Here is a 22,485-nt window from a genome sequence, read left to right on the forward strand (position 1 = left end):
CCGGTGGCGGGGTCGTGGGCGATGTCAGCGATAACATCGCTGACATCGCCACCCGCGCGTGATCAGATCTATGACCCGCGCCGCAGCCGCCGCCGAGCCCATGAGCGCGCACTCCGGTCGCCGACGTGCACCTCGCGCGCCCGGTCCGGGAATCGTGTTATCGATAACATTCGACGTTTCGCGGTCGCCGCGCGCACGGTCTCGACCCAGCGCGTCTCGTGGGCGCCCGCGCCTCCGGCGTCGCGGCCAGGGTCGGGGTGGGGACTCCGCGGCGATCCCGCGGTGGTGATCGACTCCAGGTTGGCGATGTCGCGGTATCCGGTCGGCGGGACACCGCGACATCGCCGAGCTGGGGTCGATCATGCGCCCCGGCCCGGCCCCGAAGGGCCGGACCGGGGCGGGCCGGGCGGGTCAGGCGGGCCGGGAGGGTCAGGCGCGAGGGCCCGTCGGGTCAGGCGGTCCGGCCGCGGTTGTAGAGCGCCTTGGCCCAGAGGAAGCAGGCCACCGTGATGACGGCGCACCAGGCGACCGCGAGGATCCCGTTGCTGCCGATTCCGGTGCCGAGCAGGAGGCCCCGGAGGGTTTCCATGACCGGGGTGAAGGGTTGGTAGTCGGCGAACAGGCGTACCGGCGTCGGCATGGAGTCGGTGGGGACGAACCCGCTGCCGAGAAATGGCAGGAGCACCAGCGGCATGGGCAGGTTGCTGGCCGTCTCGACGCTCTTCGTGACCAGGCCGAGGGCGACCGACAGCCAGGTGACCGCGACGGTGATCATGGTGAGGACGCCGATCGCGGCGAGCCATTCGACGGCATTGGCGGTGGGACGGAACCCGACCAGCAGCGCCACGCCGGTGACGGCCGCGAGGCTGAACATCGTCTGGAGCACGCTGCCCACGACGTGGCCGGTGAGAACCGACGGCCGGAAGATCGCCATCGTACGGAAGCGGGCGATGATGCCCTCGGCCATGTCCATGGCGACCGAGATCGCGGTGCCCTGCGCCGCGCTGGCCACCGTGATAAGCAGGATGCCGGGGGTGACGTAGTTGGCGTAGTCGCCGCGGTCGCCGGAGGGTCCGAGGCCGGCGCCGAGGGTGCCGCCGAAGACGTAGACGAAGAGCAGCAGAAGGATGACCGGGATGCCGACGAGCATGAGGGTCAGCGAGGGGTAGCGCCGCATGTGCAGGAGGTTGCGCCGCAGCATGGTGTTCGAGTCGCGCAGGGCGAGGTTGAGGGTGCTCATCGCGCGGAGGCCCTTTCGTGACCGGACCGCCCGGCCCGGGTGTCGGGGTGGCTGTCGGGTTGGTCGGCTCGGCTGTCGGGTTGGCCGGTGAGGGCGAGGAAGACGTCGTCGAGGTCGGGGGTGTGCACCGCGAGGCCGGCCACGGTGATCGCGTCGCGGTCGAGGTGGTCGAGGACGGACCGCAACGAACCGACCCCACCGTCGCTCGGCACCTGGAGGGTCAGCGCGGCGTCGTCCCGGGTGGCCGCCGCGAACGTACGGGCCGCCGAGTCGAGCCCCTCCTGGTCGGCGAACCGCAACACGACGTGGCCGCCCGGGATGAGCCGCTTGAGCTCGTGCGGGGTGCCCTCGGCGATCAGCCGGCCGTGGTCGAGGAACGCGACGCGGTCGGCGAGCTGATCGGCCTCCTCCAGGTACTGGGTCGTCAGCAGGATGGTGACGCCCTCGGCGGCGAGGGCCCGGATGATGTGCCACATGGCGCGGCGGCTGCGCGGGTCGAGGCCGGTCGTCGGCTCGTCGAGGAAGATGACGCGGGGGTCGCCGACCAGGGTCATCGCGAGGTCGAGCCGACGGCGCATGCCGCCGGAGTACGTCGCGGCCGGCTTGTCCGCCGCCTCCGTGAGGTCGAACTGCCCGAGCAGGTCGGCGATCCGTCGCCGACCCGTCGCCCGGTCCAGATGACACAGGTCGGCCATCAGGTTCAGGTTTTCCCGACCGGTGAGCAGGTTGTCCACGGCGGAGAACTGGCCGGTGACGCCGATCAGCTCACGAACCGCGTCGGGCTCACGGGTCACGTCGTGGCCGAGGACGCGGGCGTGGCCGCCGTCCGCCCGGAGCAGGGTGGAGAGGATCTGCACGGTGGTGGTCTTGCCGGCGCCGTTCGGGCCGAGCAGCGCGAAGATCGTTCCCTCGGTGATCATCAGGTCGATGCCGTCGAGCACGACCTTGTCACCGTAGGACTTCCGCAGCTCCGTGGTGACGATCGCGGGTTTCCTGCTGCTGGTCATGGTCTCCTCATTTGTGGTCGGGGGTCGCGGCGGATCAGGCACGGCGGATCGTGATGTCGCCGTAGGAGGTGTTCGCGCGGATCTCGACCGTCTCGTCGGTCTCGGCCGGGCTGTCGGTCGACTCGAGCGCGTTGTGCACGCGCCCGTGCCGGGAGCTGACGTCGAGCCAGGCGGTGGTGCCGCGCCGGACCCCGACCTCGATCGCGCCGTACGAGGTGTGCGACTCGACCGACCCGCGTACGACCTCGCCCAGCCGGACGTTGCCGTACGCGGTGCGTGCCGCCACCGAGGCCATCGACGCGTCCACCGTGATGTCGCCGTACGCGGTGTTGACCCGGACGTCACCGCCGCTGCGGCCGATCCAGCAGTCACCGGAGGAGTTCTTGATCTCCGCGGTGCCGTCGACCGCGCCGAGGCGCACCTTTCCGGAGGAGGCCTTCACCCGGGCGGAACCGGTGACACGCTCCACCGCGACCTCGCCGTGGCTGCTGTCGATCTCCAACGGCCCGGTCTCCTCGAGCCGGATCCCGCTGCCGGTCTTGATGCGACACTCGCCGAGCCGCCCCTCGCCGCGGAACGCCGCCCACGCCGCCTCGGCATGCAGCCGTGTCCCGCTCGGCACCTCGATGAGGACGTCGACCGAGGGGCCGGAGCCGAAGCCGTATCGGCGCCAGCTCTTCGGCACCCTGATCCGCAGGAGCCCGGCGGCGTACTCGACGGTGGTCTGCTCCGCGGCGCTCACGTCGGCCTTGCTCGACGGGTCGCGGGGGCGCACCTGCACCACCGTGTCGGTGCGGTCGGTCGCAGCGATCCAGGCGTCCCCGACGGGCAGCTCGACCTGGACGGAAATCGGTTCTGGCGTATCGAAAACAGGCATGGTGGTCTCCCGGGAGGTGCGTGGCGAAGGCGAGCGGAATCGGAAAGGGGCGCGGCGGTCAGCGCGCCCAGCCGGTGACGTGCTGGCCAGGCCGCGGCGGCTCCAGCCGGCGCGGTGGCTGGCGATCCGTGCCGCCGGCCGCGACGGCGGCGGCGACGGCTCGCACCAGCCAGGCGTTGACGGACAGCCCGGCCCGGCTGGCGGCCCCGTCGACGCTGGCCTTGAGATGGTCGGGGAGGCGGAGGTTGATCCGGGACGTGCCGCCCTCGTCGCCCTCGGGCGGGAGCAGCGGCGCCGGCGCCGGAGGCGGTTCGCTGACCGCATCCGTGCTGTCCGCCGGCGGGTTCGCGGGCGTCACCACGAAATTGGGCTCGCGCCCGCGCAGCCGGACGTGCACCGACCCGGGGGCGAGATCGCGGGTGATCTCGTCGGCCGCGTCGGACAGAGCCTCGAGCAGCGTGAGGTGGGTCGCCGCCTCCAGTTGGGTGAAGAGTCGCTCGGCCAGCACCCGACCCTCCGGGTCGACGCCCTCGGCGGCCACAGCGAACTCGTTGCGCAGGTTCTCGACGTACGGCCTCAAGTCCATGGCACCATCATGGCACCACTTTGGCTCAGGATGCAACAGCCGTGGCTCAACTTGCTGCCATGACGTTCATCGTCGATCGCTGGTGCGACGCTCCGGCCCCCCGAACACGCGGCGGACCAGCCGGTTCGCGACCTCCTGCGTCAGCCCGGTGGCCACCAGCAGATCGCTGACGGTCGTCCGGACCTGCGCCACCACGACGGCACCGGAGAAACCGACCCCCTCCCGGTAGGCGTCACCGGCGGCGCACACCGCCCGCAGGGCCTGCTCCCGCGCCTGGGTGGGTTCGTGACCGGCGGCGAACTGCCGCTTGAGCACGCGTACCGCCTCGGCGAGGTCGGCGACGGCCTCCGGCAGCTGCCTCGGGATCGGCTCACCGTCGTCGATCACGGTCACCGCGCGGCGGATCAGCGTTCCGGCGTTGCGCATCGCCCGGTCGATCGGTCCCGCCGCCTGCGCGTACCGGCCCACCGGCCCGTGCCGCTCATGCCAGTGCACCGGCGAGAGGGTGCTGGCCTCCCGGGCCCCCTGGGTCGCCTCGACCAGCGCCCGCAGCTCGTCCTTGTTCTCCCGCAGCTGCGTCCGGGCGGCCAGCGCACGGGCGATGTCGCGGTCGGCCAGCGCGCCAGCGGTGGCGTCGAGCTGGGTGCTGAGCAGGTCCAACGCCGGGCGCGCGGCCCGGTTGAGCACCCGCAGCGGGCTCAACGGCAAAAGGACGGCGGTGACCAGCAGCGCCACCGCTCCCCCGACGAGAGCGTCCACGAAGCGGGGAATCTCCAGGTCCCGCACGGACGGACTCAACGTGGCGATGAGCACCGCCGTCGCCCCGGCCTGGATCACCGCCGCCGCGCTGCCGGCGAGGAACAACGCGACGAGGATCGCCAGCACGACGATCAGGGCGAGTTGCCACCACCCGGTGCCGGTGACCGTGAGCAGCAGGTCGCCGACCAGCACCCCCACGGTGACGCCGATGATCAACTCGACGGTGCGACGCAGCCGTTGCCCGACCGACGCGGCGAGGGTCGAGACCGCGGAGATCGGCGCGAACACCGGCTGCGAGACGTGCAGCACGTGGCGCACCACCAGCCAGGACAGCGCCGCAGCCAGACCGGCCTGCAGAGCGAGGCCGCCGACGCCCCGTACCCGCCGCGCCCGCTCCCGCAGCGTGCCCCACAGGCGGGCGCGGAGCCGGGCGACGGTCGTCGGCGCAGCGGCGTTCGCTCCCGCGCCGGCCCGCGCCGCGGCGCCCCCGTCCGTAGCGGGCCGACCGGCAGCGACCATGGCGGCGGCTACCCCGCCGTACCCCGATCAATCCTGGCCGCCGGGCGCGGCCACGCGCGAGCGCGCCGCGCCCGGCGGCCGACGGCGGTCGCGCTCAGCGCGCGGAGAGCATCTTCTCGGCGTACGCCCAGAGCCGGTCCGCGGCGACCGGGTCGATTGCGTGGTCGGCGACCCCGCCGGTGGCGTTCGGGCCGCCGGGCACCACCTCCGCCTCCTGGTTGTCGACGAAGTACCGGCCGCCGATGCCGTCGAGCAGGGGTGACGCGGCGAGCAGGACGGTGGTCGCCGCTCCCTGGGCGGGCGTCTTGTAGTGGTCCGGCACGACGAGGTTGCCCGCCTCGTCCATCGCGCCGAACGCGCGCATCATGTCGTCGTCCAGGTGACGTTGCAGGTTGGTGTGGATGTACCCGGGGTTGAGGGAGTTGGCGGTGATCCCGTCCTTGGCCCACCGTCGGGTGATGCCGACCGCGAGCAGGACGTCCGCGGTCTTCGACTGCCCGTACGCCGACCACGGGTCGTACGGGCGCCGCTCGAACTGGGGGTCCTCGACGTCGAACGGAGCGCCCAGGTGCGCCCCGGAGCTGACCACCACGACCCGGGCCGCCCCGGCGGCACGCAGGTTGTCGTGCAGACCGACGGCGAGCGCGAAGTGCCCCAGGTAGTTGGTCGCGAGCTGGAGTTCCCAGCCCTGCGCGGAGAGCTGCCGGGTCGCAAGCGCCATGATGCCGGCGTTGGCGACCAGCGCGTCGAGCGGGCCCCGCCAGGCCGCGACGAAGGCGTCGACCGACGCCAGATCGGCGAGGTCGAGCGCGGCCGACCGGACGGCGCCCCGGGTGGCGTCGGTGGCGAACTCCGCGACGAGCGCGGCGGCCCGCTCGGGGTCACGGACCGCGACGGTGACCTCGGCGCCGGCGCCGGCCAGGGCGCGAACCGTCTCGACACCGAGGCCGGAGGCGCCGCCGGTGACGATCATCCGGCGCCCGGTGAGGTCCACGCCGTCGAGGATCTCGGCGGCGGTGGTACGGGCGGTGAACGACGTGGTGAGGCGTGGGTTCGCTGTCATGTCAGCCAGACTATGAACCTGAACCTGGACTGCCTATAGTCTAGGATCCGCGATACTTTAGTGATCGTCCAGGACGGTGCGGATGGATCCCCTTGAGGACGTACTGGCGTTGCTCGGTGCGACGAGTCACGTCTCCGCCGGCCTCGTCGCCGGAGGGCGCTGGGCGGTCCGGTTCGACCCACCGGCCGGCGCGAAGTTCAACGCCATCCGGCGCGGCCGCTGCTTCCTGCTCGTCGACGGCGAGCCCGAGCCGATCGGCCTCGCCGAGGGCGACTGCTACCTGCTGACCCGGCCGGTGGCCTACACGCTCTTCAGTGACGCCGACGCGCCGGTCCAGCCGGCGTACCCGATCTTCGCCGCCGCTGCCGACGGCGTGGCGCACGCGGGCGACGGCGACGACATGTTCCTCATCGGCGGCGCGTTCTCCCTGGGCGACCGGGGTCGCAGTCTCCTGTTGGACAGCCTTCCGCCGATCATCCACGTGCCCGCCGACACCCCCGCGGCCGCCACCATCCGGTGGGCGCTCGACGAGATCGACAGCGAGCTGCGGCAGGCACAGCTCGGATCGCGACTCGTCGCCGAACACCTGGCGCTCGTCCTGCTGATCCAGGTGCTGCGGCTGCACCTGGCCCGCGGTCCGCAGCACACGTCCGGCTGGCTGGCCGGGCTCGCCGACCCGGTGGTCGCTCCCGCGCTGCGGGCGATGCACGGGCGGCCCGCGCAGTCGTGGACGGTGGACGAGATCGCCCGCGCCGCGTCCGTCTCCCGCTCCACGCTCGCCGCCCGCTTCCGGCAGGTCGTCGGCGTGGGCCCGCTGGAGTACCTCACGCGATGGCGGATCGAACTCGCGGCGGACCGCATCCGCCGCGGCTCGGACACCGTCGCCACCATCGCCCTGGCCGTCGGGTACGGCTCGGAGAGCGCCCTCAGCGTGGCCTTCAAACGTGTCACCGGCGTCTCGCCGCGGACGTACCGCAGACAGGTGGCCGGGAGCGCCGGGACCGCATAGGGGTCACCCGTGCGGTGCGGCGCGTCGCCTGCGGGGTTGGGCGCGTCCGGGCGGGGTAGACCCCGGTCTGCCACGCGGGTGGTGGGGCCACCCGCGACTGGATCGCCGGCGCCGGGCGGTCGGACGCCTCGGGGGGCGACGGCGGATGGATCAGCGCGGGTGAGCGGGCCCGACACCCTCGGCGACATCGTGGAGCTGCGGGTGCCTTCTGCTGCCGTTCCTGCTGGTAAACGTGGCGATCTGGATGCGTCCGGCGAACCCCCGCTCGGAGGCCATGGTCAAGTCCCTGTGCCGGGTGCTGGCGGTGTTCGCGCTGGTGCCGGTCGTCGCGATCGGCCTGGTCTGGCGGCTGGAGTTGGCGCAACGCCTGCGGCACGCGCCGCCCGAGTGACGCTGATCGGAGGGCTTCCCGTCTCCGTACGCTGCGCGGAATCGCGGGGCAGAACCAGCCCACGGAGCGCGCCACACCGGCGCGGTTGACATCACCGCCCATGATTGTGGTCGCTGCCCGGAATCCTGATCGTCAGAGGCTGGAGGTCGACGTGGCTGCGGTGTCCCACCCGGTGTTCGCGCGGGTGTACGAAAGGCTCAGCGTCGCCATGGACCGCGCCGGCACCGCCGAGTTCCGCCGCGACCTGGTCGCCGGCCTGACCGGCCGGGTGCTCGAGGTCGGCGCCGGCAACGGGCGCATGTTCGCCCACTACCCGCGGACGGTGACCGAGGTCGTCGCGGTCGAGCCGGAACGCCGCCTGCGTGCCGCCGCCGTCCGGGCGGCCCCGGCCGCGCCGGTGCCGATCACGGTCGTCGACGGCCTGGCCGAGGCGTTGCCCGCCGCCGATGGCGAATTCGACGCGGTCGTGGTCGCGTTGGTGCTGTGCACCGTGCCGGACCAGGCCGCCGCGCTCGCCGAGATCCACCGTGTGCTGCGCCCCGGCGGGCAGCTGCGCTTCTTCGAGCACGTCGCCGCCGAGGAGCCCGGTCGCCTCCGTCGGGTCCAGCGGTTCTCCGACGCCACGCTCTGGCCGAAACTGTTCGGCGGCTGCCACACCGGCCGCGACACCACGGCCGCCATCGAGGCGGCCGGGTTCGCCATCGACGAGCTGCGTCGCTTCCGGTTCCCGGCCGGCAGTTCCAGCCCCTCCTCGCCGTGCGTGCTGGGTCGCGCGACCCGGCCGGAGCACCGGCTGCGCTGAGGTGTCATCGGGCCGTCCGCGAGGTTCAGCGCCTCGGCAGGCCGGCCAGCCAGTCGTCCAGGGCCGCCGGGCTCGCATCGCGGCAGCGTACGCCGCAGCGTCGAGCGGGCCTCACCAGCTGCTGCCGGGACAGGCCGGCCGCGTGCCGGGCCCCCCGTCGATAATCGCTTGCCGCACACGACGGGCGTCGCCAGAGTGGTGCCCATGACGTACTGACGGACACCACCCGCACCGCGCCGAGGCCGCTTCGCGCCGCTCGGTGCCGTACCGCCGTCCGTCCCCTTGCGATTCAGCGAGAAGTGAGCGTCGTTGTCTGAGCACCACTCCCCTCGGGAGTCCCCGTCCCCGTCCGCGCCGGCCACCATTGCCGTGTTCGCGTCCCCCGCGAGTTGGATCGAGTCCGCCGCGCTCGACCAGTGCCGGCAGGTGGCCGCCCTCGACGGCATGGTCCACGTTGCCGGGATGCCGGACCTACACCCGGGCAAGGGCGCCCCCATCGGCGCGGCCATGGCGTCGACCGTGCTGTACCCGTTCCTGGTGGGCTCGGACATCGGCTGCGGCATCGCGGTGTTCCCCATTCGACTCCGGCGCGTCGTACCCGAGCGGCTGGCTGCCCGGTTCCCCGACCTCGACCGCGCGCTCGACCCCGAGCGGGACGCCGACGATCCGGCCTGGACCGTCGTCGCGGGCGACGTTCCCGCCGGCCACCGGGACGGTCTCGGTACGGTCGGCCGCGGTAACCACTTCGTCGAGCTGGCTCGCGTCGACACCGTCTTCGCACCCGAGCACGCGCACCGACTCGGGCTGGCCACCGGTGACCTCGTCCTCGTCGTGCACAGCGGCTCGCGGGGCCTGGGTGAGCGGATCCTGCGCACGCACACCGAGACGCACGGGGCGGGCCCCGCTCCCGACCCGGCCGCGTACCTGGCCCGGCACGACGAGGCGGTGCGCTGGGGCTCGCTCAACCGGCGGCTGCTGGCCGCCCGGGTCGCGTACGCCCTGGGGGCCGAGCCGACCGAGCCGGTCGTCGACCAGTGCCACAACCTGGTCGAGGTGCGCGACGGCGTCTACCTGCACCGCAAGGGGGCGGCGCCCGGTGACGGCCGCGACGTGCTCGTCGCCGGTACGCGGGGTACCGCGTCGTACCTGGTGGCCGCCCACGCCGGGGCGGACGCCAACCACTCGGTGGCGCACGGCGCGGGCCGGAAGATGTCCCGTGCCGACGCGCTGCGCCGGGGCCGGGCCAAGCACACGGTCGAGGAGTTGCGGCGTACCCCGGTGGGTTCCCTGGTGGTGTGCGGCGACCGCCAGTTGCTCTTCGAGGAGGCGCCCACGGCGTACAAGCGGATCGAGCAGGTGATCGGCGATCTCGTCGAGCACCGGCTCGCCACGCCGGTGGCCACCACGATCCCCCTGGTCACCTACAAGACGCCGGATGTCGGGGCCGCGTCGAGGTCGGACCGGCGCGACAAGCGTCGCGGGCAGGGTCGGTCGTGAGCGCGCAGCTGCTGCTGTCCGCCGGCCGTGGGCCGCGGGAGTGCGCGTGGGCGCTGGCCCACCTGTTGCGCCGCCTGGAGGCTGACGCCACCCGGCAGGGCGTGACCGTCCAGCGGGTCCACGCGGTGCCCGGTGACCGTCCTGGCACCTACCGGTCGGTGCTGATTCGGCTGTCCGGCGCCGACGTCGAGGCGTTCGCCGCCTCCTGGACGGGGACGCTGTGCTGGCAGGCGCCCAGCCCCTACCGGACGAGCGCCGGTCGAAAGAACTGGTACGTGACCGCGCAACCGCCGCCGAGCGACGCACCGCCGACGACGTTCGCCGAGGCCGACGTCGACATCGTCGGCTGCCGCACCGGCGGTCCCGGCGGCCAGCACCGGAACAAGGCCAGCACTGCGGTACGCGCCACCCACCGCCCCTCGGGCCTGGTCGTGGTGGTGGACGACGAACGGCAGTTCAGTCTGAACCGGCGCATCGCCCTTGAGCTGCTGCGCCAGCGTGTCGAGCGCGGCGACGAGGCGGCCCGCCGCGCGGTCACCACCGCCCGTTGGCGCATCCACGACGACCTCGTGCGGGGCGACCCGACCCGCACCGAACGCCCGTAGGCCAGCGGGCTCAGACTTCCAGGACCGCGTCGGCGAAGGCCCGCGGCGCCTCCTGGGGCAGGTTGTGCCCGACGCCGCCGCCGACGGTCCGGTGCTCGTACCGGCCGGCGAACTGCTTGCCGTAGACACTCGGGTCCAGGTGGGGGGCGCCGTTGGCGTCACCCTCCAGGGTGATGCTGGGCACCGAGATCCTCGGCTTGCCGGCCAGGCGCTTCTCCACCTCGTCGTACTGCGGTTTGCCCTCGGCCAGGGCCAGCCGCCACCGGTAGTTGTGAATCACGATGTCGACGTGGTCGGGGTTGTCGAACGCGGCGGCGCTGCGCTCGAAGGTCGCGTCGTCGAACGTCCACCGCGGCGATGCGGTCTGCCAGATCAGCCGGGCGAAGTCGCGGCGGTTGCGGTCGTACCCCTGCCGGCCGCGCTCGGTGGCGAAGTAGAACTGGTACCACCAGGCGAACTCGGCCTTCGGCGGCAGCGGCGTCCGGCCCGACTCCTGGCCGTCGATCAGGTAACCGCTGACCGACACCAGACCGGAACAGCGCTCAGGCCACAACGCGGCCACGACATCGGCCGTACGCGCACCCCAGTCGAACCCGGCCAGCTTCGCGCTGTCGATGCCCAGGGCGTCCATGAGGGCGATGAGGTCGAGCCCCATGGCGGCCGGCTCGCCGTTGCGGACGGCGTCGTCGGATCGGAACCGCGTCGTGCCGTGACCCCGCAGGTACGGCACGACGACCCGGTGGCCGGCGTCGGTGAGCAGCGGTACGACGTCGACGAAGCTGTGGATGTCGTACGGCCAGCCGTGCAGCAGGATCACGGGAGCGCCGTCGGCCGGGCCGGCGTCCACGTATCCGACGTTCAGGACCCCGGCGTCGATCTGTCGCACGTCATCGAACAGTGCCATCGAACCGGTCCCCTTCCTCGGCTGATTCCGGCTGTCGAAACGCGGCTCCGGACCACCGGCCCAGCCCCGAAATCGTAGGAATCCACGAGCCGCCGGACAGCGAGTTGCGCAAGAACAGCAGCGCCGGTGAGCGGATCGCTAGAATGCGTCCGCGAACAGGACACTTCCCGTGTGGTCGCCGCGCTGGTCGTAGGGTGATGACATGGCTGAGCGATCCCTGACCCTGATGGCGGTGCACGCGCACCCCGACGACGAGGCGACGAGCACCGGTGGCGTCCTCGCCCGGTACGCGGCCGAAGGTGTCACCACGGTCCTCGTGACCTGTACCGACGGGCGATGCGGAGACGGCCCCGGCGGGGCGAAGCCCGGTGAGCCCGGCCACGACCCGGCCGCCGTCGTGGCGATGCGTCAGGCCGAGCTGGAGGACAGCTGCGCGACGTTGAAGGTCACCCACCTGGAGACGCTCGGCTACGCCGACTCCGGGATGATGGGTTGGTCGACGAACGACCAGCCCGGCTCCTTCTGGACGACGCCGGTGGCCGAGGCCGCGGACCGGCTCGCCGGCCTGATCCGCCGCTACCAGCCGGACGTCATCGTGACCTACGACGAGAACGGCTTCTACGGCCACCCGGACCACATCCAGGCGCATCGCATCACCATGGCCGCCGTCGCGCAGACCGACATCCCCGCGAAGGTCTACTGGACCACCGTGCCGCGGACGGCGTTCGCGGAGTTCGGCCGGATCATGAAGGAGCTCGGCGTCGAGTGGGCCGAGCCGGACCCGTCGTCCGACCAGCCCGAGCTGGGGCTGCCCGACGACGAGATCACCACCTGGGTCGACACCCGGAGCTACGGCGCGCAGAAGTTCGAGGCCCTGGCCGCGCACGCCAGCCAGACCGAGAACATCTTCTTCCTCCAGTTGGGCCCGGAGCGGTTCACCGAGCTGATGGGCAGGGAGACCTTCGTCCGGGTGCGGGACACCACGGGCGCGCCGGTGCCCGAGGACGACCTCTTCGCCGGCCTGCGCTGACGCGTACCCACACCCGGCGGCGGGCCCGCTACCGTTGCCGGGTGCGGGTGGTGGTGGCGGAAGACCTCGTGTTGTTGCGGGACGGGTTGATCCGGCTGTTGGAGGCCCACGGCTTCGAGGTGGTCGCCGCCGTGGGCACCGGGCCGGATCTGCTGACCGAACTCGTCACGCGGCGCCCCGACGTGGCCGTGGTCGACGTGCGGCTGCCGCCGTCGTACACCGATGAGGGTCTGCGGGCCGCGCTCGCGGCGCGGGCCGAGGTGCCGGGGTTGCCGGTGCTGGTGCTCTCTCAATACGTGGAGCGACTGTACGCGCGGGAACTGCTCGCCGACGGCCACGGCGGGATCGGCTACCTGCTCAAGGACCGGGTGTCCGACCTCGGCGAGTTCGTCGCCGCGGTCCGCCGGGTCGCCGCGGGCGGCACCGCGCTCGACCCCACAGTGGTGGCGAAGCTGCTCGACAGCCGGACCCGGGTGCTGCCCCTGGACCGGTTGACCCCTCGCGAGCGGGAGGTGCTCGGGCAGATGGCGCAGGGCCGGTCCAACGCCGCCATCGGCGCCGCCCTGTTCATCACGGAGAAGGCCGTCGCCAAGCACACCAACAGCATCTTCGCCAAACTCGGGCTGCAGTCCTCCGAGGACGACAACCGGCGAGTCCTCGCCGTCCTCGCCTACCTCGACGCATAGGGGTACTGGCACCACCACGGGAGGGGTTCCAGGCTCCTCGAAACGCGTCGCGCCAGCGGCGAGCCTGAGACCATGACCGCAACCGTCAGCACGACGGCCCTCCAACCGGGCCCCGTCCCCCGCACCGACCGCGCCCTCGCCCCCGACCTCGCCCGGGGCGCCATGCTGCTGTTCATCGCGCTCGCGAACGCCGCGAACGCCGCGTTCGCCGGCCAGCCCGGCCTGGACGGCACGCCGCACGGCGCGCAGCGCGTCGTCAACGCCGTCCTGGCGACGTTCGTCGACAGCCGCGCCTACCCGGTCTTCGCCGTCATGTTCGGGTACGGCCTCGTGCAGATCGCCCGACGACAGGGCGAGGGCGCACGGCGGATCCTGCTGCGGCGCAACGCCGCCCTGATCGTCTTCGGCCTGTGCCACGCGACGCTGCTGTACTTCGGGGACTTCCTCGGCGCGTACGGCATCGTCGGTATCGCCGCCACCCTGCTGTTGCTGCGCCGCGGCGACCGGTTCCACCGCGTCGTGCTGTGGCTCTGGGGCATCCAGACCGCGTACGCCGGGGTCCTGGCGGTGACCGCGCTCGTCGGCGCGCGCGGCGGCAACGCCGTCCTCACCAACACGCCGAACCCGTCGCTCGCCGCATCGTCGTACGGCCAGTCCATCCTCGACCGCCTCGCCGAGTGGCCGGTCCACACCGCCACCGTGCTCCCGTTCATCGTCATCGTGTGGCTGGGCATCTGGGCGGCCCGGCACCGCATCCTGGAGAACCCCGCCGCGCACCGCGTGCTGCTGCGCCGCGTCGCCGTCGGCTGCCTCGGCATCTCCGTCGTCGGCGCGCTCCCCTACGCGCTCATCGCCGCTGGTGCCGTGCACGTCGACGCCGCTACGGTCGAGACCATGGCACTCGTCCACGCCGTGAGCGGCGAGTACGGAGGGCCCGGCTACGTGGCGTTGTTCGGCCTGCTGGCACTGCGACTCGACCGTGCCCGCCGCGGCCGTGCCCTGCTCGCCCCGGTGGTCGCGCTCGGGCAACGGTCGCTGAGCGGATACCTGTTGCAGTCCGCGGTGTGGCTGGCGCTGTTCGCGCCGTGGGCGCTGCACCTGGAGGGCACGTACGCCGCCGCCGGCGTGGCGGTCGTCACCTGGCTGGTCTCGCTGGCCGCCGCCTGGACGCTGAGCGTCACCGGTCACCGGGGGCCGGCGGAGACGCTGCTGCGACGCATCACCTACCGCACCACCCGCCGATGACCGCCATCACCCGCAGGACCGTGGCCGGGGCGCTCTGCGTCGCGGCCACGGTCGCCTGGCTGGTCACCGGCCGTGGCGTGTTCTGGCCCCGGTGGGTGTACTTCGGGGTCGGCATCGTGCTGCTCGGCCGGCTCCTGCTGCGGCGGGCACTGCGGGTGCCACCGGGCCGGCGTCTCTGGCTCGCCCTCGACGTCGCCGCGTGCGCCCTGATCGGGTGCGCCGACCTCAGCGTCTGGGTGCTCACCGGTGGCGGCTACTTCTGGCCGGCCTGGACGTTGCTCGGCCTGGCGACGATCGTCGGGCTGCACGCCTGGGTGGTCAGTCGCCCTCCCGGCGCCCGCGAGCGGGAGCTCACCGAGCGGATCGCCACGCTGACCCGTTCCCGCCGCAGCGCCGTGGACCAGCAGGCGGCCGAGCTGAAACGGATCGAGCGCGACCTGCACGACGGGGCCCAGGCCCGCCTGGTGTCCCTGGCGCTGACCCTCGGCCTGGCCGGGGACCTGCTGCGCCGCGACGTCGACGGTGCCGCGCAACTGCTGGCGGAGGCCCGCGCCACGGCGACCGCCGCCCTCGACGACCTTCGCACCGTCACCCAGAGCATCCACCCGGCGGTCCTCGCCGACCGCGGCCTCGGTGACGCCGTCCGCGCCCTGGCGCTCGACCTCGCCGTGCCCGTCACCGTCACCGGCGACCCGCCCGCGCAGCTCCCACCGGCGGTGCAGACCGCGGCGTACTTCGCGGTGGCCGAAGCCCTGGCCAACGTGGCGAAACACAGCGGCGCCACGGCGGCGTGCGTGACCTTCGACCAGGCCGGCGACATGCTACGGATCCAGGTCGACGACAACGGTTCCGGTGGCGCCGACCCGGGCCGCGGCACCGGCCTGCGCGGCATCATCGGTCGCCTCGACGCCATCGACGCCCGCCTGTCGGTCGACAGCCCGGTCGGCGGCCCGACCCGGGTCACCGTCACGATCCCGATCGAGCCGGCATGAAACTGCGCAGGCACCGCAGGCCGACGGCCCGCACGCTCCGCGGCGGTACGCCTCAGGACGTCGCGGCCGACTGCCCGCTGCGGCTGTCCGGCCGTACGCCCTGGTCGGGGCGGTGGGTCAGCACCCGGGGGCCGGTCTCGGTGACCGCGACAGTGTGCTCGGAGTGGGCCGAGCGCGAGCCGTCCGCGGACCGGATCGTCCAGCCGTCCTGGTCGAATTTGATCTTGCCGGTGCTACGGCAGAACCACGGCTCGATCGCGAGCGTCAGGCCGGGCTTGAGTTTCATGCCCCGCCCGGGTCGGCCGTTGTTGGGCACGTGCGGGGCCTCGTGCATGGTGCGGCCGATGCCGTGCCCGCCGAACTCGTCGTTGACCTGGTAGCCGTAGCGGTGGGCGACCTCGCCGATGGCGGCGGAGATGTCGCCGAGCTGGTTGCCCGGCCGCGCGGCGTCGATGCCGGCCGCCAGCGCGACCTCGGTGGCCTCGATCAGCTTCAGATCCGCCGGGTCGGGGGTGCCGACGACGACGGACAGCGCGGAGTCGGCGGCCCAGCCGTCGATCCCGACCGCCATGTCGATGCTCAGCAGGTCACCGTCGCGCAGGACGTAGTCGTGCGGCAGACCGTGCAGCACGGCGTCGTTGACCGAGAGGCACAGGACGTTGCGGAACGGGCCGCGACCGAACGACGGCGTGTAGTCCCAGTAGCAGGACTCGGCGCCCCGCTCCCTGATTCGGCGGCGGGCGTGGTGCTCCAGGTCCAGCAGGTTGACCCCTGCGGCGGCCACCGCACGCAGCTCGGCCAGCAGCTCGCCGACGAACCGGCCGGTCACGGCCATTCGATCGACTTCCGCGGCGGTTTTCAGCTCGATCACGATCAACCCTTCCGTCTCCGGTGCGGTATATTTATACCACGTTGGCCCGAGGGGTCGGCGGGTCGACATTGCCGGTCCGCGCGGACGCATCTATCCTGCTCACATGGTCCGCCCACCCCTCACACCGGAACAGATCGCCGCGGGGCAACGCCTCGGAGCGGCGCTTCGGGTCGCACGGGGCAGCCGCAGTCTCGTCGAGGTGGCCCTGGCGGCCGGCATGTCACCGGAGACGCTGCGCAAGATCGAGGTGGGCCGGCTTCCGGCACCCGCGTTCGGCACCGTGGTCTGCCTCAGCGAGGTCCTCGGCGTCGCGCTCAGCGACCTGGCCGAGGTGTGGCTGGCCGATCTGCGCGTCCGTGAGGCGTCCTGAGCACTCGGTCGACGACCGCTGGGTAGCCTTAAGCCCATGATCTTCATTACCGCGAAATTCCGGGTGCTGCCCGAGCACGCCGACCAGTGGCCACAGATCGCCGCCGCGTTCACCGAGGCGACCCGCGCCGAGCCGGGCTGCCTGTGGTTCGAGTGGTCCCGCAGCCTGGACGACCCGACCGAGTACGTCCTGGTCGAGGCCTTCCGCGACGACGAGGCAGGCGCGGCACACGTCCAGTCGGCCCATTTCCGCGCCGCGCAGGAGACGCTGCCGCCGCACCTGGCCGAGACGCCGCGCATCGTCAACGCCACGGTCCCGCAGCAGGACTGGTCGCTGCTCGGCGAGATGGCCGTACCCGAGGCCCGCTGACCGCCGGCCGACGCCGGCAGGGCCACTTTCGGCCGTTTCCGCTCGGCGCTTTTCGCCAACCCGGGCCGGTAGCTCCACTGGGGACTGTCGGATATCCGCGATCCCCGACGCCGGCCCGGGTGGAGGATGTCGGACATCGATCTCGTCGCTAAGGTCCAGCGTGACAAGCGCCTGCCGGGGAAGGCGGTGATCGATGCGTTGCGTCACCTGTGGGGCCGACACCGATGCGGCGCTCCCCACCTGCCAACGGTGCGGTTCGGCCCTGCCCGGCGCCGCCGTGCCGCAGCAGGAGTCTCCGCCCCGCGCGTTCTCCGTCGCGACCGAGCCTCCCGACTCGACCACCGAGCCGCCCGGCCCGACCGTCCTCGCGACCGAACCGCCCAGCGCGACACCCTTCACGACCGAGCCGCCCAGCGCGACACCCTTCGCGACCGAGCCACCCAGCACGACACCCTTCACGACCGAACCGCCGGGGGTGTCGCCCGTCGTCGGCGGGGCCTCGGGCGCGATGTCGGGGGCGGCCCTGCCACCCCCGCTGTGGGACCTGCTGGTGTGTGCGGTGCTGTTCGCCGGCTGGGCGCTGGTGCTGCTGCTCGTCGCGCTCGCCCGGGGCGCCCAGGAGCCGTCCGAGGTGCCGGGTCGACTGGCCCTGTGGCACTACGTGCTCGCCGCGCTCGCCGTGGCCATCTACCTGTTGACGGCCGTCCGGGGCGTACCCGAGTCACCTGGCTACCTGTGGGCGCGCGCGGCCCGGGGTGACGGCCGTGACGGTGACCTGAGGCGAGGGCTCCAGCTTCTGGTGCCCACGGTCGTGGTGACCGTCGCGGTGGCGCTCGTCGCGGGCATGACAGTGCCGCTGTCCGCCGCCGTCTCCGAGGCGACGTCCACCTCGGCGACCCCGACCGCCGACGACGAGGTGCCCACCGAGACGCCGCCGACGCCCGACCCGGTCCCGACGACGACGCCCGGCCCGGAGACGCCGACGCCGACGGTGAGCGACGATCCGGATGCCCGGCGGCGTACGCAGGCCCAGGCGGTGGACGCGCTGCTGTCGGAGTCGATCGCCTCGCGCGGCGACCTGGCCATCGCCATCGCGGCCGTGGGAGAGTGCCGCGACCTGAACCGCTCGCTCGGCCTGTTGGACGGCGTGACACGCCAACGCCGCACCCAGCGTGACCAGGCCGAGGCACTGACCGTCGACGCGCTCACCGACGGGCCGGCGATGCGCTCCCACCTGGTCTCCGCCTTCACGTACGCCGGGGACGCCGACGCGGCCTACGCCGCCTGGACGCGACGCTCCATCAGCTCCGGCTGCTCGCTCGACGCCAACTGGCGGCGGGGCAACCAACTCTCCGAGCAGTCCCAGAAGGCCAAGAACGAGTTTCTGCGCCGGTGGAACCCGATCGCCACCTCATGCGGGTTGCCCACCCGCACCAGCAGGGAAATCTAGGGAGCCGGGAGATGACGACGTGACGGTGACCGAGGCGCCGCAGACCGACCACTTCGATTTCCCGTCGTACCAGGTGCCACCGCGGCTGTCCGACACCACACGGCAGTTGTGTGGCGCGGCCTACCTCGACCAGAAGTACGCCGAGACGGTGATCAGAGAGGTGATCGAGGACGAGCGGCGTGCCGTCGCGCTCTCGTTCGGCTTCGACCTCAACGCGGTCGTCCGGCACTGCTTCCGGGCACAGCACCGCTACCTGGTCCGTGACAGCATCCTGTTCGGGCTGCTCGTCATCGGTCTGCTGACCTCGATCACCGCCACCGTGGGCTGGGTGGTGCTCGGGTTCACCGTGCTGCTGGCCCGGTCCCGGGAGTCGCGCCAGCTGTCCCTGCCCGTCCGCGTCCTGTTGTACGGCACGCTGATCACCATCGTGCTGTGCAGTGGCGGCCTGGCGCTCGTGCTGCCTCTGTTCACTGTGTCTAGCGGCCTCGAGTTCTTCGCCGGCTCCCTGCTGGGCACCGGCCCCGACCTCAGCGCCGACTCACTGGTCGAGGCGCTGCAGGCCAGGATGACGGCCGGCCTCTTCGGCTTCCTGGCCTGGATGCCCCTCCTGCTCGGTGTCGCCACCCTCGCCGTCCTCGTCCGGTTCGAGCGCACCACCCACCAGATCCTGACCGACGAGCTGCGCCCCGGCATCCCACCGGTCCTGCCGACCCTGCCCAACGAACGGGTGGCCCGCCGGCTCGACCTGGTGGCCCGCGCCCAGTACGGCAACATCACCGTCCAGGAACGGGACCCCTTCCTGGGCTGCGGTGCGGCCGAGCACGGCTGGTCGTACGCCATTCCGGTGCGGCCCGCGCCCGGCCGGGCCGCCGGCCGCGACGGCAGCCCGGATGCCTCGCCGATCGACCAGGCGGAGCTGGGGCCTGCGCTGACCGCGCACGTCCGGGCGGCGATCCGGCGGATGCGGGAGGATCCGCTGCCCCGCGCCGTCCGGGTGCCCGGGCTCTCCCTGGTGCCGCACATCGTCGCCGACGGGGTACGCCGGCAGGGTGACCCGCTGCTCGACCCGGTGACCGGGATGCCGCGCAGCCGCGCCTCGGAAGAGGTGATCGACGTGATCGTCCGGCATCCGCAGGGCGGCCTGCGCTACTACGACCGGATCGTGGTCAGCGGCGCCGGCAAGCCCCTGCACACCGCCGACGGACGGCTCGTGCTGCCCGAGCAGAACCTCGGCATCGACATCTCCGCGTTCGTGCACGCCGCCGTCGAGGGCGGGTTGCTCTACGTCGAGTTCGTCACCACGGTGATGCCCCCCATCGAGGCCCGGTACGCGGTGGTCGATCGGCTGCGGCCCGAGCAGTCGATGGTCCGGATCGTGCGTGACGTGCTGGCGAACATGGTGACCGACTCGGTGCTCAGCGGCTGGCACCTCATCAAGCGACTGCGGCACGATCGGGGCATGAAGACCCGGATGGACGACGCGCTCGCCGCGAGCGAGCAGTTCCGGACGCACGACTACGGCGCCCGGGTCAGTGTGCGTCAGCTCGTCGCCGAGCGGACCGCGGTCAAGCACCTGCAGCTGCTCGACGAGTGGAAGTACACCAAGCTGCTGGAGCGGGCCGTGCTGGAGGCGGTCGTGTCGTTCCTGACCGAGCGGGGCCTGGACACCGGCGATCTGGTGCAGCGCGCGTCCGAGGTCCAGAACATCTTCGGCAACGTCAACACCATCTTCGGCGGTCAGCAGGCGTTCGCCAGCTCCAATGTCACGTTCGAACAGCACACCTAGGAGGCCCTCGATGGCGGACCCGGATCAGCCGGCCCGGTCGATCGTGTTCCACAACACGATCCATGGTGGGCAACAGGCGATGGCCAGCGACAACGTCACCATGGTCCAGTACAACGGGACCAACGACCTCGCCGAGCGGTTCGACGCGCTGCTGCGCACCCTGAAGGAGCATGTCGCCGACTTCCAGGACCCGGATCGCGCCGGCCGCGAGGTGACCGCGATCGAGGTCGCACGCGAGCAACGGCAGCCGGATCCCAAGCCGGTGCTGACGTCGTTGGAGACACTTGCCGCGTTGGCCACGGTCGGCGGCACGCTGGCGGAGGCGGTCAGGGCCGCCATCGACATCGTCTCCCAGCACTGGCCACTCTGACCGTACGGTGAGCAGAGCTGGCTGGCCCGACGGCACCAAGGGCGCCCGGGTCGGTGCGAGCGAATACCCACGGTCGTCTATGGACATGCCATCCTGTTAACGCTAACGTAGCCGACGACCGTCGATATCTGAGCGTAATCTGACCGTCACGAAGGGCCTGTCATTGCTGGTCCCGGCTGTGCGGTCGACATCGTTCGCGGCGTGGGGCGGGTGGAGCGTGGCCGGCACGGGACGGCCCGGGATCACCACCGGGCGACCCGCGCCGAGGGCCGGACGATTCCAGGCCACGGCCACTTCATCGATCACCGCCGCGTCCCCGGGCAGGACCGTCGGCGCTGACCGGCAACCGTAACGCCACGTACCGAACCGCCTGGCCCGCCGACCACGCCGTCCCCGACGGCTCACCCCGGCGCCGGACGGCCTCGGTGTCGTCGTACGCGGCCACAGACCGGGCCAGGTCCCGCCGTCCCCCTGCTCAGAGTCCGGGCCCGAGCAGGGGGAACGGGCCGGCCCCCGGCACATCGTCAATCTCTCACCGATGAGGAGAGCACGTGCGACTCAGACAACCCCGCCACCGGCGGTCGGCGCTCATCGCCGCCGCCGCCACACTCGTGCTCGTCGGCGCCGCCCTCACCCAGACCGGCGCCTCGGCGGCCGCCGCCGGATGCCAGGTCACCTACTCGGTCAGCTCCCAGTGGCAGGGCGGCTTCGGCGCCAACGTCACCATCACCAACCTGGGCGACGCCGTCAACGGATGGCGACTGACCTGGAACTTCGCCGCCGGCCAGACCGTCACCCAACTGTGGAACGGCAGCTACACCCAGGCAGGCAGCGAACTCACCGTCACCAATGCCCCCTACAACGCCAGCATTCCCACCAACGGCAGCACGAGCTTCGGCTTCAACGGCAGTTGGACCGGCAGTAACCCCGTACCGGCCTCCTTCGCCCTGAACGGCACCACCTGTACGGGAGGGGTGGACCCGACGACCCCGCCACCGACCACACCGCCACCCACCACACCGCCACCGACCACACCGCCACCCACCACACCGCCGCCGAGCACGACCCTGCCCTGCGACATCTACACGGCCGGTGGCACGCCCTGCGTCGCGGCGCACAGCACCACCCGTGCCCTGTACGCCTCCTACAACGGGTCGCTCTACCAGGTGCGCCGATCCTCGGACAACAGCACCCGCAACATCGGGGTGCTCAGCACCGGAGGACGGGCCAACTCCGCCACCCAGGACAGCTTCTGCGCGAACACCACGTGCGTCATCACGGTCATCTACGACCAGTCCGGGCGCGGCAACAACCTCGGCTACCAGGGCGCGGGGGGCATCGGGGGCGCCGTGCAGCCCGCGGTGGCGACCAGGGAGTCGTTGACTGTCGGCGGCAACAAGGTCTACTCGCTCTACATCAACGGCAACAGCAGCTACTGGCGCGACGGGCACCTGACCGGCATCCCGACCGGGGCCGCGCCGGAGGGCATGTACATGGTGACCAGCGGCACCCACGTCAACAGCGGCTGCTGCTTCGACTACGGCAACAGCGAGACCACCCGTCGGGCCGACGGCCGGGGCACGATGGACGCCATCTACTTCGGAACGAGTTGCTGGTTCGGCGGCTGCTCCGGCAGCGGTCCCTGGGTCCAGGCGGATCTGGAGTGGGGTCTGTTCCCGGGCGGCAGCAGCTCGTGGAACCCGAACCAGCGGGCGTTCACCAGCAAGTTCGTCACCGCTACGTTGAAGAACAACGGTACGACGCGCTTCGCCATCAAGGGCAGCAACTCCCAGTCCGGCAACCTCTACACGCTCTGGGACGGCTCGCTGCCCTCGGGCTACAACCCGATGCGGAAGCAGGGCGCCATCATCCTGGGCAGTGGTGGCGACTGCTGCATCGACAACTCCAACCAGAGTGTCGGAACCTTCTACGAGGGCGCGATGGTGGCGGGCTACCCGTCCGACGCGACCGAGAACGCGGTGCAGGCGAACATCGTCGCCGCCGGCTACCGCTGAGGTCCCGCGGCCGCCACCCCCGTCTCGCGGCGTGTGGCGGCC

At 72.2% G+C, this 22,485-nt stretch carries 23 protein-coding genes; 15 read left to right on the forward strand and 8 right to left on the reverse strand.

Annotation, left to right across the window (positions count from 1 at the left end):
- Nucleotides 1-451: 451 nt before the first annotated feature.
- From ABZU46_RS23460 to ABZU46_RS23485, 6 genes are all read right to left on the reverse strand, one after another.
- Entirely contained in the window at nt 452-1,240 is a 789-nt protein-coding gene (locus tag ABZU46_RS23460) for an ABC transporter permease (protein WP_354861046.1), read from the reverse strand.
- Nucleotides 1,237-2,247 carry an ATP-binding cassette domain-containing protein gene (locus ABZU46_RS23465; protein WP_354861047.1) on the reverse strand — a complete coding sequence of 337 codons (1,011 nt, stop codon included), beginning with the start codon at nt 2,245-2,247 and terminating at the stop codon, nt 1,237-1,239. The genes ABZU46_RS23460 and ABZU46_RS23465 overlap by 4 nt, the downstream gene beginning before the upstream one ends.
- A 34-nt stretch (nt 2,248-2,281) precedes the next feature.
- Nucleotides 2,282-3,124: a DUF4097 family beta strand repeat-containing protein gene (locus ABZU46_RS23470; RefSeq protein WP_354861049.1), complete on the reverse strand. Its 843-nt coding sequence runs from the start codon at nt 3,122-3,124 to the stop codon at nt 2,282-2,284.
- Nucleotides 3,125-3,182: 58 nt separating this feature from the next.
- Complete coding sequence (locus ABZU46_RS23475; protein WP_354861050.1) at nt 3,183-3,710, reverse strand: hypothetical protein; 528 nt, start codon at nt 3,708-3,710, stop codon at nt 3,183-3,185.
- 66 nt (nt 3,711-3,776) lie between these two features.
- Nucleotides 3,777-4,988 carry an FUSC family protein gene (locus ABZU46_RS23480; RefSeq protein WP_354861052.1) on the reverse strand — a complete coding sequence of 404 codons (1,212 nt, stop codon included), beginning with the start codon at nt 4,986-4,988 and terminating at the stop codon, nt 3,777-3,779.
- A gap of 94 nt (nt 4,989-5,082) precedes the next feature.
- On the reverse strand, nt 5,083-6,051 hold the full coding sequence (locus ABZU46_RS23485) for an SDR family NAD(P)-dependent oxidoreductase (protein ID WP_354861054.1): 969 nt from the start codon (nt 6,049-6,051) through the stop codon (nt 5,083-5,085).
- An 82-nt stretch (nt 6,052-6,133) separates the two neighbouring features.
- On the opposite strand from ABZU46_RS23485, the gene ABZU46_RS23490 reads away from it, so the two are divergent.
- From ABZU46_RS23490 to prfH, 5 genes are all read left to right on the forward strand, one after another.
- Entirely contained in the window at nt 6,134-7,060 is a 927-nt protein-coding gene (locus ABZU46_RS23490) for an AraC family transcriptional regulator (protein ID WP_354861056.1), read from the forward strand.
- Between the two features lie 232 nt (nt 7,061-7,292).
- Complete coding sequence (locus ABZU46_RS23495) at nt 7,293-7,451, forward strand: hypothetical protein (protein WP_354861058.1); 159 nt, start codon at nt 7,293-7,295, stop codon at nt 7,449-7,451.
- 151 nt (nt 7,452-7,602) lie between these two features.
- Entirely contained in the window at nt 7,603-8,253 is a 651-nt protein-coding gene (locus tag ABZU46_RS23500) for a methyltransferase domain-containing protein (RefSeq protein ID WP_354861059.1), read from the forward strand.
- A gap of 309 nt (nt 8,254-8,562) precedes the next feature.
- Complete coding sequence (locus ABZU46_RS23505; protein WP_354861061.1) at nt 8,563-9,750, forward strand: RNA ligase RtcB family protein; 1,188 nt, start codon at nt 8,563-8,565, stop codon at nt 9,748-9,750.
- Complete coding sequence (gene prfH, locus ABZU46_RS23510; RefSeq protein ID WP_354861063.1) at nt 9,747-10,355, forward strand: peptide chain release factor H; 609 nt, start codon at nt 9,747-9,749, stop codon at nt 10,353-10,355. The genes ABZU46_RS23505 and prfH overlap by 4 nt, the downstream gene beginning before the upstream one ends.
- Nucleotides 10,356-10,365: 10 nt before the next feature.
- Here prfH and ABZU46_RS23515 read toward each other — a convergent pair whose 3' ends face one another.
- Nucleotides 10,366-11,259, reverse strand: a complete 894-nt coding sequence (locus tag ABZU46_RS23515; protein ID WP_354861065.1) for an alpha/beta hydrolase — start codon at nt 11,257-11,259, stop codon at nt 10,366-10,368.
- 202 nt (nt 11,260-11,461) lie between these two features.
- On the opposite strand from ABZU46_RS23515, the gene ABZU46_RS23520 reads away from it, so the two are divergent.
- From ABZU46_RS23520 to ABZU46_RS23535, 4 genes are all read left to right on the forward strand, one after another.
- Nucleotides 11,462-12,289 carry a PIG-L family deacetylase gene (locus ABZU46_RS23520; protein WP_354861066.1) on the forward strand — a complete coding sequence of 276 codons (828 nt, stop codon included), beginning with the start codon at nt 11,462-11,464 and terminating at the stop codon, nt 12,287-12,289.
- Between the two features lie 41 nt (nt 12,290-12,330).
- Nucleotides 12,331-12,975 (forward strand): response regulator transcription factor, encoded by a 645-nt coding sequence (locus tag ABZU46_RS23525; protein WP_354861068.1) that lies wholly within the window; start codon nt 12,331-12,333, stop codon nt 12,973-12,975.
- A 72-nt stretch (nt 12,976-13,047) separates the two neighbouring features.
- Nucleotides 13,048-14,220: a DUF418 domain-containing protein gene (locus ABZU46_RS23530; RefSeq protein ID WP_354861069.1), complete on the forward strand. Its 1,173-nt coding sequence runs from the start codon at nt 13,048-13,050 to the stop codon at nt 14,218-14,220.
- Nucleotides 14,217-15,212 (forward strand): histidine kinase, encoded by a 996-nt coding sequence (locus ABZU46_RS23535; RefSeq protein ID WP_354861070.1) that lies wholly within the window; start codon nt 14,217-14,219, stop codon nt 15,210-15,212. Before ABZU46_RS23530 ends, ABZU46_RS23535 begins: the two co-directional genes overlap by 4 nt.
- A gap of 52 nt (nt 15,213-15,264) precedes the next feature.
- Here ABZU46_RS23535 and map read toward each other — a convergent pair whose 3' ends face one another.
- Nucleotides 15,265-16,083, reverse strand: a complete 819-nt coding sequence (gene map / locus ABZU46_RS23540) for a type I methionyl aminopeptidase (protein WP_354861072.1) — start codon at nt 16,081-16,083, stop codon at nt 15,265-15,267.
- Nucleotides 16,084-16,186: 103 nt separating this feature from the next.
- Here map and ABZU46_RS23545 point away from each other — a divergent pair, with 103 nt between their 5' ends.
- From ABZU46_RS23545 to ABZU46_RS23570, 6 genes are all read left to right on the forward strand, one after another.
- Nucleotides 16,187-16,453 (forward strand): helix-turn-helix transcriptional regulator, encoded by a 267-nt coding sequence (locus tag ABZU46_RS23545; protein WP_354861073.1) that lies wholly within the window; start codon nt 16,187-16,189, stop codon nt 16,451-16,453.
- A 36-nt stretch (nt 16,454-16,489) separates the two neighbouring features.
- Nucleotides 16,490-16,822, forward strand: a complete 333-nt coding sequence (locus ABZU46_RS23550; RefSeq protein ID WP_354861075.1) for a putative quinol monooxygenase — start codon at nt 16,490-16,492, stop codon at nt 16,820-16,822.
- A gap of 193 nt (nt 16,823-17,015) precedes the next feature.
- Nucleotides 17,016-18,272, forward strand: a complete 1,257-nt coding sequence (locus ABZU46_RS23555) for a hypothetical protein (protein WP_354861077.1) — start codon at nt 17,016-17,018, stop codon at nt 18,270-18,272.
- Between the two features lie 19 nt (nt 18,273-18,291).
- A complete protein-coding gene (locus tag ABZU46_RS23560) occupies nt 18,292-20,058 on the forward strand; it encodes a hypothetical protein (RefSeq protein WP_354861079.1) in 1,767 nt (588 codons plus the stop codon).
- A gap of 10 nt (nt 20,059-20,068) precedes the next feature.
- Nucleotides 20,069-20,428 carry a hypothetical protein gene (locus ABZU46_RS23565; RefSeq protein ID WP_354861080.1) on the forward strand — a complete coding sequence of 120 codons (360 nt, stop codon included), beginning with the start codon at nt 20,069-20,071 and terminating at the stop codon, nt 20,426-20,428.
- A gap of 551 nt (nt 20,429-20,979) precedes the next feature.
- On the forward strand, nt 20,980-22,443 hold the full coding sequence (locus tag ABZU46_RS23570) for an arabinofuranosidase catalytic domain-containing protein (protein ID WP_354861082.1): 1,464 nt from the start codon (nt 20,980-20,982) through the stop codon (nt 22,441-22,443).
- Nucleotides 22,444-22,485 lie beyond the last annotated feature (42 nt).

It is taken from the genome of Micromonospora sp. NPDC005197, from assembly GCF_040608295.1.
Classification (GTDB): Bacteria; Actinomycetota; Actinomycetes; order Mycobacteriales; family Micromonosporaceae; genus Micromonospora.

What these genes read in the sequence shown, in the direction of transcription:
- ABZU46_RS23535 (WP_354861070.1), top strand. Translation starts at nt 14,217, where the DNA reads ATGACCGCCATCACCCGCAGGACCGTGGCCGGGGCGCTCTGCGTCGCG.
- ABZU46_RS23480 (WP_354861052.1), bottom strand. Translation starts at nt 4,988, where the DNA reads ATGGTCGCTGCCGGTCGGCCCGCTACGGACGGGGGCGCCGCGGCGCGG.
- ABZU46_RS23545 (WP_354861073.1), top strand. Translation starts at nt 16,187, where the DNA reads ATGGTCCGCCCACCCCTCACACCGGAACAGATCGCCGCGGGGCAACGC.
- ABZU46_RS23515 (WP_354861065.1), bottom strand. Translation starts at nt 11,259, where the DNA reads ATGGCACTGTTCGATGACGTGCGACAGATCGACGCCGGGGTCCTGAAC.
- ABZU46_RS23460 (WP_354861046.1), bottom strand. Translation starts at nt 1,240, where the DNA reads ATGAGCACCCTCAACCTCGCCCTGCGCGACTCGAACACCATGCTGCGG.
- ABZU46_RS23550 (WP_354861075.1), top strand. Translation starts at nt 16,490, where the DNA reads ATGATCTTCATTACCGCGAAATTCCGGGTGCTGCCCGAGCACGCCGAC.
- ABZU46_RS23485 (WP_354861054.1), bottom strand. Translation starts at nt 6,051, where the DNA reads ATGACAGCGAACCCACGCCTCACCACGTCGTTCACCGCCCGTACCACC.
- ABZU46_RS23555 (WP_354861077.1), top strand. Translation starts at nt 17,016, where the DNA reads ATGCGTTGCGTCACCTGTGGGGCCGACACCGATGCGGCGCTCCCCACC.
- ABZU46_RS23490 (WP_354861056.1), top strand. Translation starts at nt 6,134, where the DNA reads ATGGATCCCCTTGAGGACGTACTGGCGTTGCTCGGTGCGACGAGTCAC.
- ABZU46_RS23565 (WP_354861080.1), top strand. Translation starts at nt 20,069, where the DNA reads ATGGCGGACCCGGATCAGCCGGCCCGGTCGATCGTGTTCCACAACACG.
- ABZU46_RS23465 (WP_354861047.1), bottom strand. Translation starts at nt 2,247, where the DNA reads ATGACCAGCAGCAGGAAACCCGCGATCGTCACCACGGAGCTGCGGAAG.
- ABZU46_RS23520 (WP_354861066.1), top strand. Translation starts at nt 11,462, where the DNA reads ATGGCTGAGCGATCCCTGACCCTGATGGCGGTGCACGCGCACCCCGAC.
- ABZU46_RS23475 (WP_354861050.1), bottom strand. Translation starts at nt 3,710, where the DNA reads ATGGACTTGAGGCCGTACGTCGAGAACCTGCGCAACGAGTTCGCTGTG.
- ABZU46_RS23470 (WP_354861049.1), bottom strand. Translation starts at nt 3,124, where the DNA reads ATGCCTGTTTTCGATACGCCAGAACCGATTTCCGTCCAGGTCGAGCTG.
- ABZU46_RS23530 (WP_354861069.1), top strand. Translation starts at nt 13,048, where the DNA reads ATGACCGCAACCGTCAGCACGACGGCCCTCCAACCGGGCCCCGTCCCC.